Here is a 15,801-nt window from a genome sequence, read left to right as displayed (position 1 = left end):
CGGCATGACGAGAGAACCACGCAGCCGGGCAGGACAATCCAAGCGGCCCGGCCGCGCGGGCCGTGACGTGCCGCCGGCAGACAACATCCCGATCATCCATGGCGTCATCCCGCCGCGCGACGTGCTGCTGCGCTTCATCGCCGAGCATCCGGAGCAGGCATCGAAACGCGAGATCGCCAAGGCCTTCGGCCTGAAGGGCGAGGCGCGCGTGGAACTGAAGGCGCTCCTGAAATCCTTCGAGGAGGACGGGCTCCTGGAAAAGCGGCGCAAGTCGCTCGTCCGCCCCGGCGCCCTGCCGCCCGTCACCGTTCTCGACATCACGACGCGCGATATCGACGGCGAGCTGATCGGCCGCCCGGCGGAATGGCTTGACGATGCGGGCGTCGCGCCGGCCGTGCTGATCCGCCAGTCAGGCGGCGTGCGCAGGGACAAGGCGCCCGTCGCCGGTCTCGGCGACCGCGTTCTGGCGAAGATCTTCCCGGCGAAGGAGCGCGGCGGCCCGGCCTATACGGCGCGGGTCATCAAGGTTCTCGACAAGAAGAAGAATTCCGGCATGGGCGTCTTCCGCGCCATGGCGGGCGGCGGCGGGCGCATCATGCCGATCGACCGGCGCGGCGAGGAGATGGACGTCGACGCGGAGTTCACGGCGGGCGCCAGGGACGGCGACCTCGTGGAGATCGATGTCGTGCGCATGGGCCGCTACGGCCTGCCGCGCGCGCAGATCAAGGGCGTGATCGGCTCCGTCGCCTCGGAAAAGGCGATCTCGATGATCGCCATCCATTCCCACGGCATCCCCTATATCTTCCCCGACGCGGTGATCCGCGAGGCGGAGGCCGCAGGGCCCGCGACCATGGCGCATCGCGAGGACTGGCGCAGCCTGCCGCTCATCACCATCGACCCGGCCGACGCCAAGGACCACGACGACGCCGTCTTCGCCGAGCCGGACCCCTCCCCGGACAATCCGGGCGGCGTGATCGTCACCGTCGCCATCGCCGATGTCAGCTACTATGTGCGGCCGAAATCGGCGCTCGACCGCGAGGCGCTGAAGCGCGGCAACTCGGTCTATTTCCCGGATCGCGTGGTGCCCATGCTGCCGGAGCGCATTTCCAACGACCTCTGCTCGCTGAAGGAGGGCGTCGACCGCCCGGCGCTCGCCGTGCGCATGGTCTTCTCGCATGAAGGCCGCAAGGCAAGCCACACCTTCCATCGCATCATGATGAAGAGCGCGGCAAAGCTCTCCTACCAGCAGGCGCAGGCTGCCATCGACGGCGCGCCCGACGACAAGACCGGCCCGATCCTCGAGACGATCCTGAAGCCGCTGTGGGACGCCTACCGGATCATGACGGTCGGCCGGAACCGCCGCCAGCCGCTCGAGCTCGACATGCCCGAGCGTAAGATCCTCCTGAAGGAGGACGGCACCGTCGACCGGGTCTTCGTGCCGCCGCGGCTCGATGCGCACAAGCTCATCGAGGAGATGATGATCCAGGCGAACGTCTCGGCCGCCGAGACGCTGGAGAAGAAGAGGCAGGTCCTCGTCTACCGTGTGCACGACGCGCCCTCGCTCGCCAAGCAGGAGGTGCTGCGCGAGTTCCTGCAGACGCTCGACATCACGCTGGTGAAGGGCGGCAGCATGCGCTCCAACCATTTCAATGGCGTGCTTTCGAAAGCCAAGGACAAGCCCTTCGAGCAGATGGTGAACGAGATGGTGCTGCGCTCGCAGAGCCAGGCGATCTACAGCCCGGAAAACATCGGCCATTTCGGGCTCAACCTGATGCGGTACGCCCATTTCACCTCGCCGATCCGCCGCTACGCGGACCTCATCGTGCACCGGGCGCTGGTGGGCTCGCTCGGGCTCGGCGAAGGCGGCATCACGCCGGACGAGGAGGCCGCGCTGGACGACATTTCCGCGGAAATCTCGACCTTCGAGCGCCGCGCCATGGCGGCCGAGCGCGATACGGTCGACCGGCTGATCGCCCATCACCTTGCCGGGCGCATCGGCGAGGAGTTCGACGGGCGCGTCTCGGGCGTCACCAAGGCGGGACTTTTTGTCACCCTGCCGGAGTATGGTGCCGACGGTTTCGTGCCTATATCTATGCTCGGACGCGACTATTACATCTATGACGAGGCGCATCAGGCGCTTTCCGGCGAGAAGACCGGGCTCGGCTATCGCCTCGGCGACACGGTGCGCGTCAAGCTCGCGGAAGCGGTGCCGCTGGCCGGCTCTCTCCGGTTCGATATGATCAGCGAGGGACGCAAGATGCCGACGGCGGTGCGCTCCTTCCACAAGTCGGGCCGGCGCAAGGATGGCGCCTCGCGCCGCCAGCCGGGCACGCGCCCACCGCGCGGAAGACGCTGAGCGCCGCAGCAGGAAGAAAACAGCCGGAGAAGGCGCCGGCGGGAAGGACATGGACATGCAGGCGAACGACAACAACGGCGGCATGCAGCATTTCGGCGACAACCCGGCCGACACGCCTGCGGAACGCCCGCTCGGCCGCGCCATCAAGCGCGGCATGCTGAACCGCTGCCCGGCCTGCGGTTCCGGCCGCCTGTTCAAGTCCTTCGTCAAGCCCGTCGATCACTGCGCGGCCTGCGGCGAGGATTATACACACCAGCGCGCCGACGACCTGCCGCCCTATCTCGTCATCACCATCGTCGGCCATGTCGTGCTCGGCGGCTACATGGCGACGGACCTCGTCTGGCCGCTCACCACCTGGCAGCATCTGGCCATCTGGGCGCCGATCACCGTCATCCTCTCGCTTCTTTTGCTCCAGCCTATCAAGGGCGGCGCCATCGGCCTGCAATGGGCGCTGAAGATGCACGGCTTCGGCGCCAAGCCGGAAGAGACCGAAGCGGACACGACGTCCGCCTACGGCGACCGGACGGCATGACGCCCGTCCGGCCCGTCGATGCAGCCTCGATCCTGCTCCTCGACCGGTCTGGCGAGGGCATGCGCGTGCTCGTCGGCCGGCGCAGCAGCAAGCACGTCTTCATGCCGGACGTCTATGTCTTTCCCGGCGGACGGCGCGATGCGGGCGACCGCCTCGTTCCCGTCGCCAATCCGCTGAACCCGCAGGCCTGCGAGCGGCTGGCGCTGCGCAGCGGCACGCGCTGTTCCGATTCGCGCCTGCGCGCCCTCGGCGTGGCGGCGCTGCGCGAACTCTACGAGGAAGCCGGCATTTCCGTCGGCACGCCGCTTGCCGAACCGGCGCCGAGCACCCTGCCCTTCCGCCCCGACCTCTCCGGCCTCAGGTTCCTTGCCCGCGCCATCACGCCGGCCGGTATGGTGCGGCGGTTCGACACGCGCTTCTTCACGCTCTTTACCGACGAGGCGGGCGTCGATCCGGCCGGCGCGACGGCGAGCCACGAACTGGAAGACCTGCGCTGGGTCGATATTTTTGACCACAAGGGCATCGAGATGCCCGACATAACCGTATTGATCCTTGAAGAGCTTCGAAAAAGCCTTCAGGAAGACAAGTCTCTGCCCTTCGGAAGAGCCGTGCCGCTGTACCACACCCAGCGCGGGCGCCTCCTTCGGGACCTTCTTTGAGGATCGACCGCATATGACGCAGCCGCAATCCGGCACCTCCGGCCCGGTGGACAGCATCCACTGGCGGTCTCTCATTGCAGCCGTCGCCGCCATTTCCGCCGTCGGCATCGCGATCGGCCTCGGCCTTCCGCTGCTCTCGATCATCATGGAAAAGCGTGGCATCTCCTCCACGCTCATCGGCATCAATTCCGCCATGGCCGGCATCGCCGCCATGGTCGCCGCGCCCTTCACCACGCGCCTTGCGCATGCCTGCGGCACCTCGACCACCATGCTGGGCGCCATCCTGCTTGCGGCCGTCAGCGGCCTCGGCTTCTACTACATCCAGAATTTCTGGCTGTGGTTTCCGCTCCGTCTCGTCTTCCACGGCGCGATCACCACGCTCTTCATCCTCTCCGAGTTCTGGATCAACGCCGCCGCCCCGCCCCGGCGGCGCGGCCTGGTGCTCGGCATCTACGCCACGGTCCTCTCGCTCGGCTTCGCCACAGGCCCCCTGCTCTTCTCGCTCCTCGGCAGCGACGGCGTGCTGCCCTTCGCTGTGGGCGCGGGCATCATCCTGCTTGCCGCCGCCCCCATCTTCATCGCGCGCGGCGAAAGCCCGATCATCGACGAGAAGCCGGAGCTGCATTTCATGCGCTACATCCTTCTCGTGCCGACGGCGACGGCGGCGGTCTTCATCTTCGGCGCGGTGGAAGTGGGCGGGCTCTCGCTCCTGCCCATCTATGCGACGCGCGCCGGCTTCAGCGAGCCCCAGGCGGCCCTTCTGCTCACCGTCATGGGCATCGGCAACATGGCGTTCCAGATTCCGCTCGGCATGCTCTCCGACCGCATGAAGGACCGCAGGCGCCTGCTGACCATCATGGCGGTCATCGGCCTTGTCGGCGCCCTCTGCCTGCCGCTCATCGCGCACAGCTGGGTGCTGATGGCCGCCGTGCTGCTGCTGTGGGGCGGCTGCGTCGCCGGCCTCTACACGGTGGGCCTCAGCCACCTCGGCTCGCGCCTGCACGGGGCGGACCTTGCAGCCGCCAATGCCGCCTTCATCTTCTGCTATGCGGTGGGCACCGTGGTCGGTCCGCAGGCGATCGGCGCGGCGATGGACGTTTCCGGCAATGACGGTTTTGCCTGGGCGATCGTCGCCTTCTTCGGGTTTTACCTCGTACTTTCGCTCGCCCGGATGGTTTTCCGGCCGAAACAGGCTTGACTTTTCGGGCGCGATTTGTAGTTTCCGCCCAGATTTAAGCCGTGGAGCAGACTGGCTGTCCGCGGCTTCGTTTTTCATAAAGGCAGGACGACCATGGCCAAGGCTACCACCATCAAGATCAAGCTGCTGTCGACGGCCGACACCGGTTTCTTCTACGTAACCACGAAGAACAGCCGTACGATGACGGAAAAGATGACCAAGACGAAGTACGACCCGGTCGTCAAGAAGCACGTCGAATTCAAGGAAACCAAGATCAAGTAATCTTGGGAACCATTGCGGTTCGCAAAGGCGCTGGACGGAAACGTCCGGCGCCTTTTCTTTTGGCTGCGGGCCGGCGCCCCGTTCTGGTCTCCGAATCAAAAACGCCGCTCCCGTGAAGGGAGCGGCGTTGAACGGGGGTCGACCAATTATGACAACGGCACGAGGATTCCGTATTTGTCATAACCGGTCGACCGACCCCACGACCCAGGAGATGCGGCGGACCTAGCATCATGGGGTAACCGGTTGTGTGGGCTTGTTTGCCACCCATGAGTTGAGCATCGCGCGAAAAAGAAAAAAAATCAACGAATTCTTAACGCTCCCCCGACGCCTCGTTGTCTCATAGTTAATCGCGGTGGGGACAAGTGTGCCAAGGAGCACCGGTTTCGTCATGGATCACGACAAGGACAGACCCGCATCCTTCAACCAAGGCACGAAGGGCCTGCAACCCTGACAAACCGCCCCGTTGGCGCACGGAAAGATTGCGCGCAATACAACCCATTGATAAAATTCGCCAAACTTGAATGGTATGATTTATAACAAGATTTCACGACAGGCCGCACTCCCGCGGCGTCGTGCTATTCATCTCCGCCGGCAAACGGCCTTTTGGGGCAACTGCCCGATTTTCAAGGCAAATGCCCAGCAACTAAATTGCCTGTGGACAAACGTGAGGCGAATCGGCCGACTCAGGCGGCTGCCGCCACCACCCGGTTGCGGCCGGAGCGCTTCGCCTCGTAGAGCGCCGCATCGGCACGCTTCAGCAGGGCATCGGGACTGTCCCCCGCCGGCAGCGCGCTGGCAAGGCCGAGCGAGGCGGTGACGGGCAGGAAGACATCCGTGCCGGGCACGCGGAACGGTTCCCGCTCGACGATCGCGCGAAGGCGCTCCGCCACGCCCGCCGCCATCTCGGCCGACGTGTCCGGCATGACCAGAACGAATTCCTCCCCGCCGTAGCGGCAGGCAAGGTCGGCGCCGCGCACGGCCGAGCGCACGCGGTTGGCGAATTCGCGCAGCACGGCGTCGCCCGCATCGTGGCCGTAGGTATCGTTGACCAGCTTGAACCGGTCGATATCGGTGATGCAGACCGACAGCGGCCGGCCGCGCGCGGCGGCGCGGTCGATCAGGAGCTTCATGTGATTGTCGAGGTAGCGGCGGTTGTGCAGGCCCGTCAGGCCGTCCGTGACGGCCAGCTCGATGGTCTGGCGCACGCTGGCGCGCAGGCGGTCGTTGCAGCGCTTGCGGCGGATCTGGGTGAGGCTGCGGGCGATCAGCTCGTTCGGATCGACCGGCCGCATCAGGTAGTCCGTCACGCCGAGATCGAGCGCGCGCACGACCATGTCGTCGTCGCCCTGCTCGGCAATCAGCAGGATCGGCAGGAAGCGCGTGCGCTCCAGCGAGCGAAGCTGCGAGCACAGGCGCAGCGGATCGTAGTCGTCGAAATTGGCGTTGACGATCACCAGTTCGAAATTGCTCTCGGCCGCCTGGAAGAGCGCGGCCTGCGGGTCCGACATGCTGGTGACATCGGCGATCGGCTTCAGCGCGCGCGCGATGCGCTCCTGCGAGCTTGCCCGGCCGTCGACGAGCAGCACGTCGCCCGGCTCGTCGCCCAAGGAATCGTCGAGCTCCTCCTCCATGGAGATGGCGCGGGCGGTGGCCGCGCGCATGCGCAGCTCGTCCGTCAGCGTCTTCAACCGCACGAGGCTTTTCACCCGCGACATGAGCTGCAGGTCGTTGACCGGCTTGGTCAGGAAGTCGTCGGCACCGGCCTTGAGGCCCCGCACCCGGTCGGACGGCTGGTCGAGCGCCGTCACCATGACCACCGGGATATGGGCGGTGCGCGGATTGGCCTTCAGCCGCTCGCAGACCTCGAAACCGTCGATGCCGGGCATCATGATGTCGAGCAGGATGAGGTCGACCTGGGTGCGCTCGCACATGGCCAGCGCGTCGTAGCCATTCCCGGCCGTCAGCACGTCGAAATATTCCGCCAGCAGCCGTGCCTCGAGCAGCTTCACATTGGCCGGAATGTCGTCGACGACGAGAATGCGTGCTGTCATGCCCCTGACCTCCGCCTCAAGCGTCGCCGAGATAGGTTTTGATCGTTTCGATGAATTTCGGAACGGAGATCGGCTTGGAGACATAGGCCTCGCAGCCGCCCTGGCGGATGCGCTCCTCGTCGCCCTTCATCGCAAAGGCCGTGACAGCGATCACCGGGATGACATGGAGCTCGTCGTCCTCCTTCAGCCACTTGGTGACCTCAAGGCCCGAGACCTCCGGAAGCTGGATGTCCATCAGGATCAGGTCCGGGCGATATTTCCGGGCAAGATCAAGGGCTTCCATGCCATTACGGGTCTGGATGGTCGTATAGCCGGACGCCTCGATGAGGTCCCGGAAGAGCTTCATGTTGAGCTCGTTGTCCTCGACAATCATCACCTGCTTGGGCATCGTGCGTCCCTGTTCCTCTCACCGGCCTTGCAACCTTTTGGGAGATCGATACGTTGCGGCAGAGCCGAAATCACCCAGCCTGTCCGCATCAACGTTAGCGTGACTTGGTTGATTAAAAGGTAAATTTCCCGAGGGAAAACGATGAAAAGCCAAAAAGATACACCCGCGGTGGCCGAGGCGGAGGCAACCGCCGTCGCCATCCTCGGCTGGCTTGCCGGCGAACCGGAGCTGCTGTCGCGCTTCCTCGCGCTCACCGGCGTTGCCCCTTCCGAAGTGCGCAATGCCATCAACGATCCCGGCTTCCTCGCCGGTCTCGTCGGCTTCCTGATGGACCACGAGCCGACGCTTCTCGCCTTCAGCGCGGCGACGGGCGTCACGCCGGAGGCGGTCGTGCATGCCCACGCCATCCTCTCCGGCCCATATGGCGGCGAGGATTTCTGAGCGGGCGCTTCGCCGGGGTCGCCACGCGCTTGCCTGTGCGTCGTCATGCATTCACCTCCGGCGACTATTGAGACTCGTGAATTTAAGCAGTAATGTCGCGATGTTCAATATTTGTTCCATACGATGAGCATCGCCGACTCGCGTTTTCCGGGCTTCTGCCGCGACTGCCTTGCCGGGCAGCCGGCCAATCTGCGCCGCTGCCGTGCCTGCGGCAGCCCCCGCCTCGTCTATCATGACGAGCTCTACGGCCTGACGCTCGCCCATATCGACTGCGACGCCTTCTACGCCGCGATCGAAAAGCGGGACAATCCGGAGCTTGCCGACAAGCCCGTCATCGTCGGCGGCGGCAAGCGCGGCGTCGTCTCCACCGCCTGCTATGTCGCGCGGATCCATGGCGTGCGCTCGGCCATGCCGATGTTCAAGGCGCTGGAGGCCTGCCCGAACGCCGTCGTCATCAGACCGAACATGGAGAAATACGTCGCCGTGGGCCGGCAGGTGCGCGCGATGATGCAGGACCTGACGCCGCTGGTGCAGCCGCTTTCCATCGACGAGGCCTTTCTGGAGCTCAAGGGCACCGAACGCCTGCACCACGACCCGCCCGCCCGGGTGCTCGCCCGCTTCGCCCAGCGCGTGGAGAAGGAGGTCGGCATCACGATCTCGATCGGCCTTTCCTATTGCAAGTTCCTCGCCAAGGTCGCCTCGGACCTCAACAAGCCGCGCGGCTTTTCCGTCATCGGCGTGGCCGAGGCGCTCGACTTCCTGCGCGAAAAGCCGGTGCGCCTCATCTGGGGCGTCGGCAAGGCCTTCGCCGAGACGCTGGAGCGCGACGGCATCCGCACCGTCGGCCAGTTGCAGACCATGGAGGAAACCGACCTGATGCGTCGCTACGGCGTGATGGGCAAGCGGCTCTTCAACCTCTCCCGCGGGCAGGACGACCGGGAGGTGCACCCGAACGACCCGGCCAAGAGCGTGTCGGCCGAAACCACCTTCTTCGACGATATCGCGGGCTATGACGAGCTGGTGACGCATCTGCGCCGCCTCAGCGAGAAGGTGGCCACGCGCCTGCGCAAATCCGGCATTGCCGGCCATACGGTCGTGCTCAAGCTGAAGACCGCCGATTTCAAGGGCCGCACGCGCAACCGCAAGCTGGAAGACCCGACCATGCTTGCCGACCGCATCTTCCGCACCGGCGTCGAGCTCCTGCGCAAGGAGATCGACGGCACGAAGTACCGGCTGATCGGCATCGGCGTCAGCGACCTTGCCGATCCCGGCCGCGCCGATCCGCCGGATCTCGTCGATCCCGCCGCCGGTCGCCGCGCCGCCGCCGAAGCCGCGATGAACACGCTGCGCGACAAGTTCGGCAAGGCGAGCGTGGAGACCGGCTATACGTTCGGCAAATCCGGCCCGGCTCGTTTTCACGAAAAGTTGACATTCAAGACCGCCGGAAAAATCGACGACCCGACCGAATAAATCCCGGCAAGCCGGCGTTCTGACTGCATCGGGATGGCACAGATCGGGGAAGCGCCGGCAAGCATCAAGCCTTCCTTAAACCGGATGCACTACGCTTCCCGCCGGTTTGTATTGCGTACGGATGGGTCACATGAAGTTTCGCCTCGTTACCGGCATGAGCATGTTGGGCCTGATGCTGAGCTGCGCCACCGCGCTCGGCGGCACGCTCGAAGGTCCGCTCCAGATCATGGTGTCGAAGGACCTGCAGCAATTGAAGGTCTACGATGGCGGCGTGGTGGTCGCCACCTCGCGCGTCTCCACCGGCAAGGCGGGACATTCGACGCCAACCGGCATCTTCTCGATCCTCGAGAAGAAACGCACGCACTTCTCCAACCTCTACGACAGCGCGCCGATGCCCTTCATGCAGCGGCTGACCTGGTCGGGCATCGCGCTGCACGCCTCCAACAGCGTGCCGTCCTATCCCGCCTCGCACGGCTGCGTGCGCCTGCCGAACGAGTTTGCGAAGACGCTGTTCAGCACGACGCGCCGCGGCGGCCACGTCCTCATCACCGACCACGAGGTTGCGCCGCAGCGCATCGTGCATGCCGCGCTGTTCAAGCCCGTCGTCGTCGTGCCGGATACGCCGCTGCTCTCGGATGCGGGCCTGCGCCCCGCCCTCATCGAAGCCGGCGACAGGAGCGTCGAGGTGGCGATGACCGATCCGAAGCCGGATATCATCACGCCCATCGTGCAGAAGACCGAGCAGGACCCGATCCGCATCCTCATCACCCGCCGCGGCGAGCGCGAGATGCTGATGGACCTGCAGGCCCTCCTCAATTCGCTCGGCCATGACGCCGGCGTGCCGGACGGCCTGCACGGCAAGCAGACCGTGGCCGCCATCCGCGCCTTCCAGCGCGCCGAGGGGCTGACGGAGGACGGCGTGATCGCGCCGGAGCTCATCGCCGCCGTCTATGCCAAGGCCGGCAAGGGGGCGCCGCCGAACGGGCAGATCCTCGTGCGGCAGAAGTTCAAGCCCGTGCTCGAAATGCCGATCGCCATCCGCGATCCGGACATCGCCCTCGGCACGCATTTCCTGCTCGCCCGCGGGGTCGATGCCGACAAGGGCAAGGCGGAATGGTACGGCGTGAGCATGGACAACCAGCTCTCGCAGGCGACGATGAAGCGCCTCGGCATCACCACCGAAGCGGACGCCGCCGCCCCCGACGCGCTGGCCAGGACCCTCGACCGCCTCGACATTCCCGAGGAGATGCGCCTGCGCATTTCCGGCCTGATGGGCGAAGGCGCCTCCCTCTCCATCTCCGACACCGGCCTCGGCCCGGAGACCGGCGACGGCACGGACTTCATCACCGTGACGCGCAAGGTGCAGAAGGCGGATGCCGGGATCGTGCAAGGCGGCAAGAAGACGAAGAAAAAGAAGAAGACGTCATCGATCTCCGTCGTCAACTGACCGGAGACGCCTGACATGACATCAGGGCCGCTCGCTCTTCCGGCGCGGCGGCCCTTTTCGTTCCGTCCCTCGCCGAAACATCGCGGCAGAAATTGCGCACCGCGTCAGGACGGTTTGGCGAGAAGACCCGTCGCAAGCGCCTGGAACACCTCGATCGCCTTCGGCAGGACACCCTTCGGATCGTCGCTCGCCGCGATCCAGAGCGCGGCGTTGAACGCCATGCTGCTGAGGAGCCGGGCGGCGGCCTCGGCATCCACCGGCTTGAGCATTCCTTCGGCGATGAGTTGTTCCACCTTCGCCTGCGTGACCTGCAGGCAGTTGCTCTGGCTCGGCCATCGCGAGGGGTCTCCCAGCACGGCAGGCCCATCGAGCAGGACGATGCGCTGCACCTCGGGGTCGAGGGACATTTCGATATAGGCCGCTCCTTCCGCCAGGAGGCCGCTCCAATCGTCTCCTGCGCAAGCGCCGATCTGCTTGGCGCGCGCGGCTATCTCCGTGTCGATCTGATGCACGACCGCCGCGAGAAGACCCCGCTTGTCGCCAAAAATATTGTAGAGCGCGCCGCGCGTCAGCCCCACATCGGCGGTCAAGTCGTCCATGGAGGCGGCCGCGTATCCCTTCCTGCCGAAGGCCTTGCGCGCCGCGCCGATCAGCTTGATCCGGTTTTCCTCCATCATCGCGATGCGTCGATTCACGCTTTCATCCTCGTTCTTTTCATATACGGCGCGTATATGAACTTGACATCGCGGCCCCGAACACCCAATTTCATATACGTGGCGTATATGAAATTACGATCGCTGTGAAGCATCCTGGCCTCCCCGGCCACTTCCACCCTTGAAAGAGAGATCAACCATGACCCAGCGCGAAGCGATTTTTCCGGCGGACAGACACGCCCTCTACGACGAGCACGGCTATTCGGCCGCGATCAAATCCGGCGACCTCCTGTTCGTCTCCGGCCAGGTCGGCAGCCGTTCCGACGGCACGCCGGAGCCCGATTTCGAGCAGCAGGTGCGCCTCGCCTTCCGGAACCTCAAAGCGACGCTCGCGGCAGCGGGCTGCACCTTCGACGACATCATCGACGTGACATCCTTCCACACAGATCCGGAAAACCAGTTCGGCACGATCCTGGCCGTCAAGCAGGAGATCTTCGAGACGCGCCCCTATCCGAACTGGACCGCGATCGGCGTGAACTGGCTCGCCGGTTTCGACTTCGAGATCAAGGTTGTCGCCCGCGTGCCGGCGGCCGCATAGGCCTCAGACCAGTTCCACCTCCAGCACGCCCGGCGTGGAGCGCATGGCGGCGGCGATTTCCGAGGAGATGCGGAAGCGTTCACTCAGCTCCACCTCGATTTCCCGCTGGCCGTCGTCCTTGATCACGATAAAGGAGACGAGGCCGTCGCCCTTCGTGTTGAGATGGGCGGCGATGGAGCGCAGAGGGCCGCTGTCGCGCACATAGACGCGCAGCGCCTTCTGGGTCTGCAGCGATTCCTCCTCGAGCGAACGCAACGTCTGGATGCGCAGGCCGATGCCCTCCGGCCGCTCCTCCGCCTGCACGGTCATGACCAGCGATTTGCCGGGCTCCAGAAGATCGCGGTACTGGTTCAGCATTTCGGAGAACAGCACCGCCTCGAACTGGCCGGACGAATCGGAAAAGGCGACGATGCCCATCTTGTTGCCGGTGCGCGTCTTGCGCTCCTGCTTCGAGGTGACCGTGCCGGCAAGGCGGCCGGCGGTGGCGCCGCGCTTCACCGCGCCGGAAAAATCGCCGAAGGTCTGCACGCGCATCTTGGAGAGGATCGGCGCATAGGTGTCGAGCGGATGGGCCGACAGGTAGAAGCCGAGCACCTGGAACTCGCGGTGCAGTTTTTCCGAGGCGAGCCAGGGCGTGTAGGAGGGGAGCGTGATGACCTCCGGCCCCGTCGCCGCGCCCATGCCGAAGATATCGCCCTGCCCGCTCGTCTTGTTCTCCTGCGCACGCTGGGCAGCGCCGAGAAGCCGGTCGAGGCCTGCGATCATCGCTGCGCGGTCATGGCCGAAGCAATCGAAGGCGCCGGCGACGATCAGGCTTTCGAAGACGCGGCGGTTGACGAATTTGGGATCGATGCGCGCGCAGAAATCCTCAAGGCTCTTGAAGGGCGCAGACCCGCGCACATCGACGATATGCTGCACGGCGGCCCCGCCGACCCCCTTGATGGCGGCAAGCGCATAATAAATGCGGTTCTCGCCGGTCTCGAAATGGGCGAACGAGGTCTGCACCGACGGCGGGATGACCTCGATGCCGAGGCGGGCGGCATCCTGCCGGAAATCGTTCAGCTTGTCCGTGTTGGACATATCGTAGGTCATCGACGCGGCGAGGAACTCGACCGGGTAATGCGCCTTCAGATAGGCCGTCTGGTAGGAGACGATGGCATAGGCGGCGGCGTGCGACTTGTTGAAGCCGTAGTTCGCGAACTTGGCGAGCAGGTCGAAGATCAGGTCGGACTGCGGCTTCGACACGCCGTTCCTGACGGCGCCATCGACGAAGCGGGCGCGCTGCTTGTCCATCTCCTCCTTGATCTTCTTGCCCATGGCGCGGCGCAGAAGGTCGGCCTCGCCGAGCGAATAGCCGGACAGGACCTGGGCGATCTGCATCACCTGTTCCTGGTAGACGATGACGCCCTGCGTCTCCTTCAGGAGGTGGTCGATCATCGGATGGATCGATTCGATCTCCTCCTCGCCGTGCTTGCGGGCGTTGTAGACCGGGATGTTCTCCATCGGGCCGGGGCGGTAGAGCGCCACCAGCGCGATGATGTCCTCGATGCAGTCCGGCCGCATGCCGATCAGCGCCTTGCGCATGCCCGCGCTTTCCACTTGGAACACGCCGACCGTCTCGCCGCGCGACAGCATCTCGTAAGTGAGCTGGTCGTCGAGCGGCAGGCTTTCGAGATGCACCTCGATACCGCGCTTGCGGATGAAGTCGACCGCGGTCTTCAGCACCGTGAGCGTCTTCAGGCCGAGGAAGTCGAACTTGACGAGGCCGGCCTGCTCCACCCATTTCATGTTGAACTGGGTGACCGGCATGTCGGAGCGCGGATCTCGGTACATCGGCACGAGCTGCGAGAGCGGCCGGTCGCCGATCACGATGCCGGCGGCGTGCGTCGAAGCGTGGCGGTAGAGGCCCTCGATCTTCTGGGCGATATCGAGCAGGCGCGCGACGACCGGCTCCTTCTCCGCCTCCTCCTGCAGTTTCGGCTCCTCCTCGATCGCCTTGTAGAGCGGCGTCGGGTTGGCCGGGTTGTTCGGCACCAGCTTGCAGATCTTGTCGACCTGGCCATAGGGCATTTCGAGCACGCGCCCGACGTCGCGCAGCGCCGCGCGCGCCTGCAGCGAACCGAAGGTGATGATCTGCGCCACCTGCTCGCGGCCGTATTTCTGCTGCACGTAGCGGATCACCTCTTCGCGGCGGTCCTGGCAGAAGTCGATGTCGAAGTCCGGCATCGAGACGCGTTCCGGGTTGAGGAAGCGCTCGAAGAGCAGCGAGAATCGCAGCGGATCAACGTCGGTAATCGTCAGCGCGTACGCGACCAGCGAGCCCGCGCCTGAGCCGCGGCCCGGACCGACCGGGATGTTGTGCTGCTTGGCCCATTTGATGAAGTCGGCAACGATCAGGAAGTAGCCGGGGAACTTCATCCGCTCGATGACGCTGAGCTCGAAATCCAGCCGCTCGCGATAATCCTGCTCCGTATAGCCCGGCGTCAGGCCGAGCAGCTTCATGCGGCTTTCGAGGCCCTCCACGGATTGCCGGCGCAACTCCGCCGCCTCCGCCCTCTCGGCCTCCTCCGGATCCGCCGAAGCGCCGGTGAAGCGCGGCAGGATCGGGCCGCGCGTCTTCAGCACGAAGGAGCAGCGCCGCGCGATCTCCACCGTGTTCTCCAAGGCCTCCGGCAGGTCGGCGAAAAGCTTCGCCATGTCCTTTCGGCTCTTGAGGTAGTGGTCCGGCGACAGGCGGAAGCGGTTGTCGTCCGAGACCATCGCATTGTGCGCCACCGCCATCAGCGCGTCGTGTGCATCGTAATCGTCCGGGGCCGGGAAGAACGGCTCGTTGGTCGCCACCAGCGGCACGTCCTCCGCATAGGCAAGCTCCACCATCCGCCGCTCGTGCTGCCTGTCGTAGCGGCCATGCCGCTGCAGCTCGATATAGAGCCGGTCGCCGAAGACCTTCTTCAGTGCCTGAAGCCGTGCCCGCGCCATTGCCGGCTGGCCGGCCAGGAAGGCCATGTCGACCGGACCGCCGCTCGCGCCGGAAAGCGCGATCAGCCCTTCCGCGCCCTCCTCGACCAGCCAGCTATAGGCGATCCGGATCGCCTGGCTGCCCTCGCCGCCGAGATAGGCGCGGCTGACGAGCGCGACGAGCCGGGCGTAACCCGCATCCGTCGCCGCCAGAAGCACGATCGAGGGCAGCTTTGCAAGCTGGGCCTGTCCGCCGCGCCGCTCGCCTTCCCCTTCGTCTTCCATGTCGATCGACAGCTGGCAGCCGATCAGCGGCTGGATTCCCTCGCTAATCGCCTTCTGCGAGAATTCGAGCGCCGCGAACAGGTTGTTCGTGTCGGTGATCGCGATCGCCGGCTGCTGGTCGGAAGTCGCCTTGCCGATGATCTTCTTGATCGGCAGGGCGCCTTCGAGCAGCGAGAAGGCCGAATGCACGCGCAGGTGCACGAATTCCGGCGTCTGTACTATCGTTCCGCCATCGGTCTTCTGCGCTTCGTCCGCCATGTCACCTTCCTTCCGATCAGGACGGAAAGCTTAAGCGGATTCGCCCCCTCCTCGTCCAGCCGGTTCTTGGCGTTGCACCCGCTTTCCACGCATCGGCAGACGACCGGCCGGTGAGGCAAGGCGGACGATCAGATTCCGAAGAGGATGACGGAGAAGCTGGCGACGAACATGGCCATGGAGGTGAATGCAGCAAGATCACGAAGAAAATCGGTCATTGTGGCTCCCTTTCCTTTTATGTTTTCATTT

General features: G+C 65.1%; 13 protein-coding genes. 9 read left to right on the top strand and 4 right to left on the bottom strand.

Going from position 1 to position 15,801, the window contains the following annotated elements:
* Positions 1-4: 4 nt before the first annotated feature.
* The 5 genes from rnr (at position 5) to rpmG (ending at position 5,006) form a co-directional block, all read left to right on the top strand.
* Positions 5-2,356: a ribonuclease R gene (rnr, locus tag WMC41_RS07160; protein ID WP_432347490.1), complete on the top strand. Its 2,352-nt coding sequence runs from the start codon at positions 5-7 to the stop codon at positions 2,354-2,356.
* Between the two features lie 82 nt (positions 2,357-2,438).
* Positions 2,439-2,888: a DUF983 domain-containing protein gene (locus WMC41_RS07155; protein ID WP_244766002.1), complete on the top strand. Its 450-nt coding sequence runs from the start codon at positions 2,439-2,441 to the stop codon at positions 2,886-2,888.
* Complete coding sequence (locus tag WMC41_RS07150) at positions 2,885-3,547, top strand: NUDIX hydrolase (RefSeq protein ID WP_432347488.1); 663 nt, start codon at positions 2,885-2,887, stop codon at positions 3,545-3,547. The genes WMC41_RS07155 and WMC41_RS07150 overlap by 4 nt, the downstream gene beginning before the upstream one ends.
* A 13-nt stretch (positions 3,548-3,560) precedes the next feature.
* The gene (locus WMC41_RS07145; protein WP_244765806.1) at positions 3,561-4,745 is read left to right on the top strand and encodes an MFS transporter; all 1,185 of its coding nucleotides are present in this window, start codon (positions 3,561-3,563) and stop codon (positions 4,743-4,745) included.
* Positions 4,746-4,838: 93 nt separating this feature from the next.
* The gene (rpmG, locus tag WMC41_RS07140; protein ID WP_034795357.1) at positions 4,839-5,006 is read left to right on the top strand and encodes a 50S ribosomal protein L33; all 168 of its coding nucleotides are present in this window, start codon (positions 4,839-4,841) and stop codon (positions 5,004-5,006) included.
* A gap of 683 nt (positions 5,007-5,689) precedes the next feature.
* Here rpmG and WMC41_RS07135 read toward each other — a convergent pair.
* A complete protein-coding gene (locus WMC41_RS07135; RefSeq protein ID WP_432347486.1) occupies positions 5,690-7,057 on the bottom strand; it encodes a PleD family two-component system response regulator in 1,368 nt (455 codons plus the stop codon).
* A 16-nt stretch (positions 7,058-7,073) separates the two neighbouring features.
* Positions 7,074-7,445 carry a response regulator gene (locus WMC41_RS07130; protein WP_010065708.1) on the bottom strand — a complete coding sequence of 124 codons (372 nt, stop codon included), beginning with the start codon at positions 7,443-7,445 and terminating at the stop codon, positions 7,074-7,076.
* A 141-nt stretch (positions 7,446-7,586) separates the two neighbouring features.
* On the opposite strand from WMC41_RS07130, the gene WMC41_RS07125 reads away from it, so the two are divergent.
* The 3 genes from WMC41_RS07125 (at position 7,587) to WMC41_RS07115 (ending at position 10,803) form a co-directional block, all read left to right on the top strand.
* Positions 7,587-7,886 carry a DUF3572 domain-containing protein gene (locus WMC41_RS07125; protein ID WP_288083096.1) on the top strand — a complete coding sequence of 100 codons (300 nt, stop codon included), beginning with the start codon at positions 7,587-7,589 and terminating at the stop codon, positions 7,884-7,886.
* Between the two features lie 123 nt (positions 7,887-8,009).
* On the top strand, positions 8,010-9,356 hold the full coding sequence (locus WMC41_RS07120; RefSeq protein WP_432347483.1) for a DNA polymerase IV: 1,347 nt from the start codon (positions 8,010-8,012) through the stop codon (positions 9,354-9,356).
* Positions 9,357-9,486: 130 nt separating this feature from the next.
* Entirely contained in the window at positions 9,487-10,803 is a 1,317-nt protein-coding gene (locus WMC41_RS07115) for a L,D-transpeptidase family protein (RefSeq protein WP_432347482.1), read from the top strand.
* Between the two features lie 104 nt (positions 10,804-10,907).
* Here the strand turns inward: WMC41_RS07115 and WMC41_RS07110 are convergent, their stop codons facing one another.
* Positions 10,908-11,477 carry a TetR/AcrR family transcriptional regulator gene (locus WMC41_RS07110; protein WP_432348290.1) on the bottom strand — a complete coding sequence of 190 codons (570 nt, stop codon included), beginning with the start codon at positions 11,475-11,477 and terminating at the stop codon, positions 10,908-10,910.
* 178 nt (positions 11,478-11,655) lie between these two features.
* On the opposite strand from WMC41_RS07110, the gene WMC41_RS07105 reads away from it, so the two are divergent.
* Positions 11,656-12,054: a RidA family protein gene (locus WMC41_RS07105; protein WP_272805105.1), complete on the top strand. Its 399-nt coding sequence runs from the start codon at positions 11,656-11,658 to the stop codon at positions 12,052-12,054.
* Between the two features lie 3 nt (positions 12,055-12,057).
* Here the strand turns inward: WMC41_RS07105 and dnaE are convergent, their stop codons facing one another.
* Positions 12,058-15,555, bottom strand: coding sequence for a DNA polymerase III subunit alpha (gene dnaE, locus WMC41_RS07100; protein ID WP_244765812.1), 3,498 nt, complete (start codon positions 15,553-15,555; stop codon positions 12,058-12,060).
* Positions 15,556-15,801 lie beyond the last annotated feature (246 nt).

Source organism: Shinella yambaruensis, assembly GCF_050859155.1.
Classification (GTDB): Bacteria; Pseudomonadota; Alphaproteobacteria; order Rhizobiales; family Rhizobiaceae; genus Shinella; species Shinella yambaruensis.
This window is presented reverse-complemented; position numbering and strand designations above follow the sequence as displayed.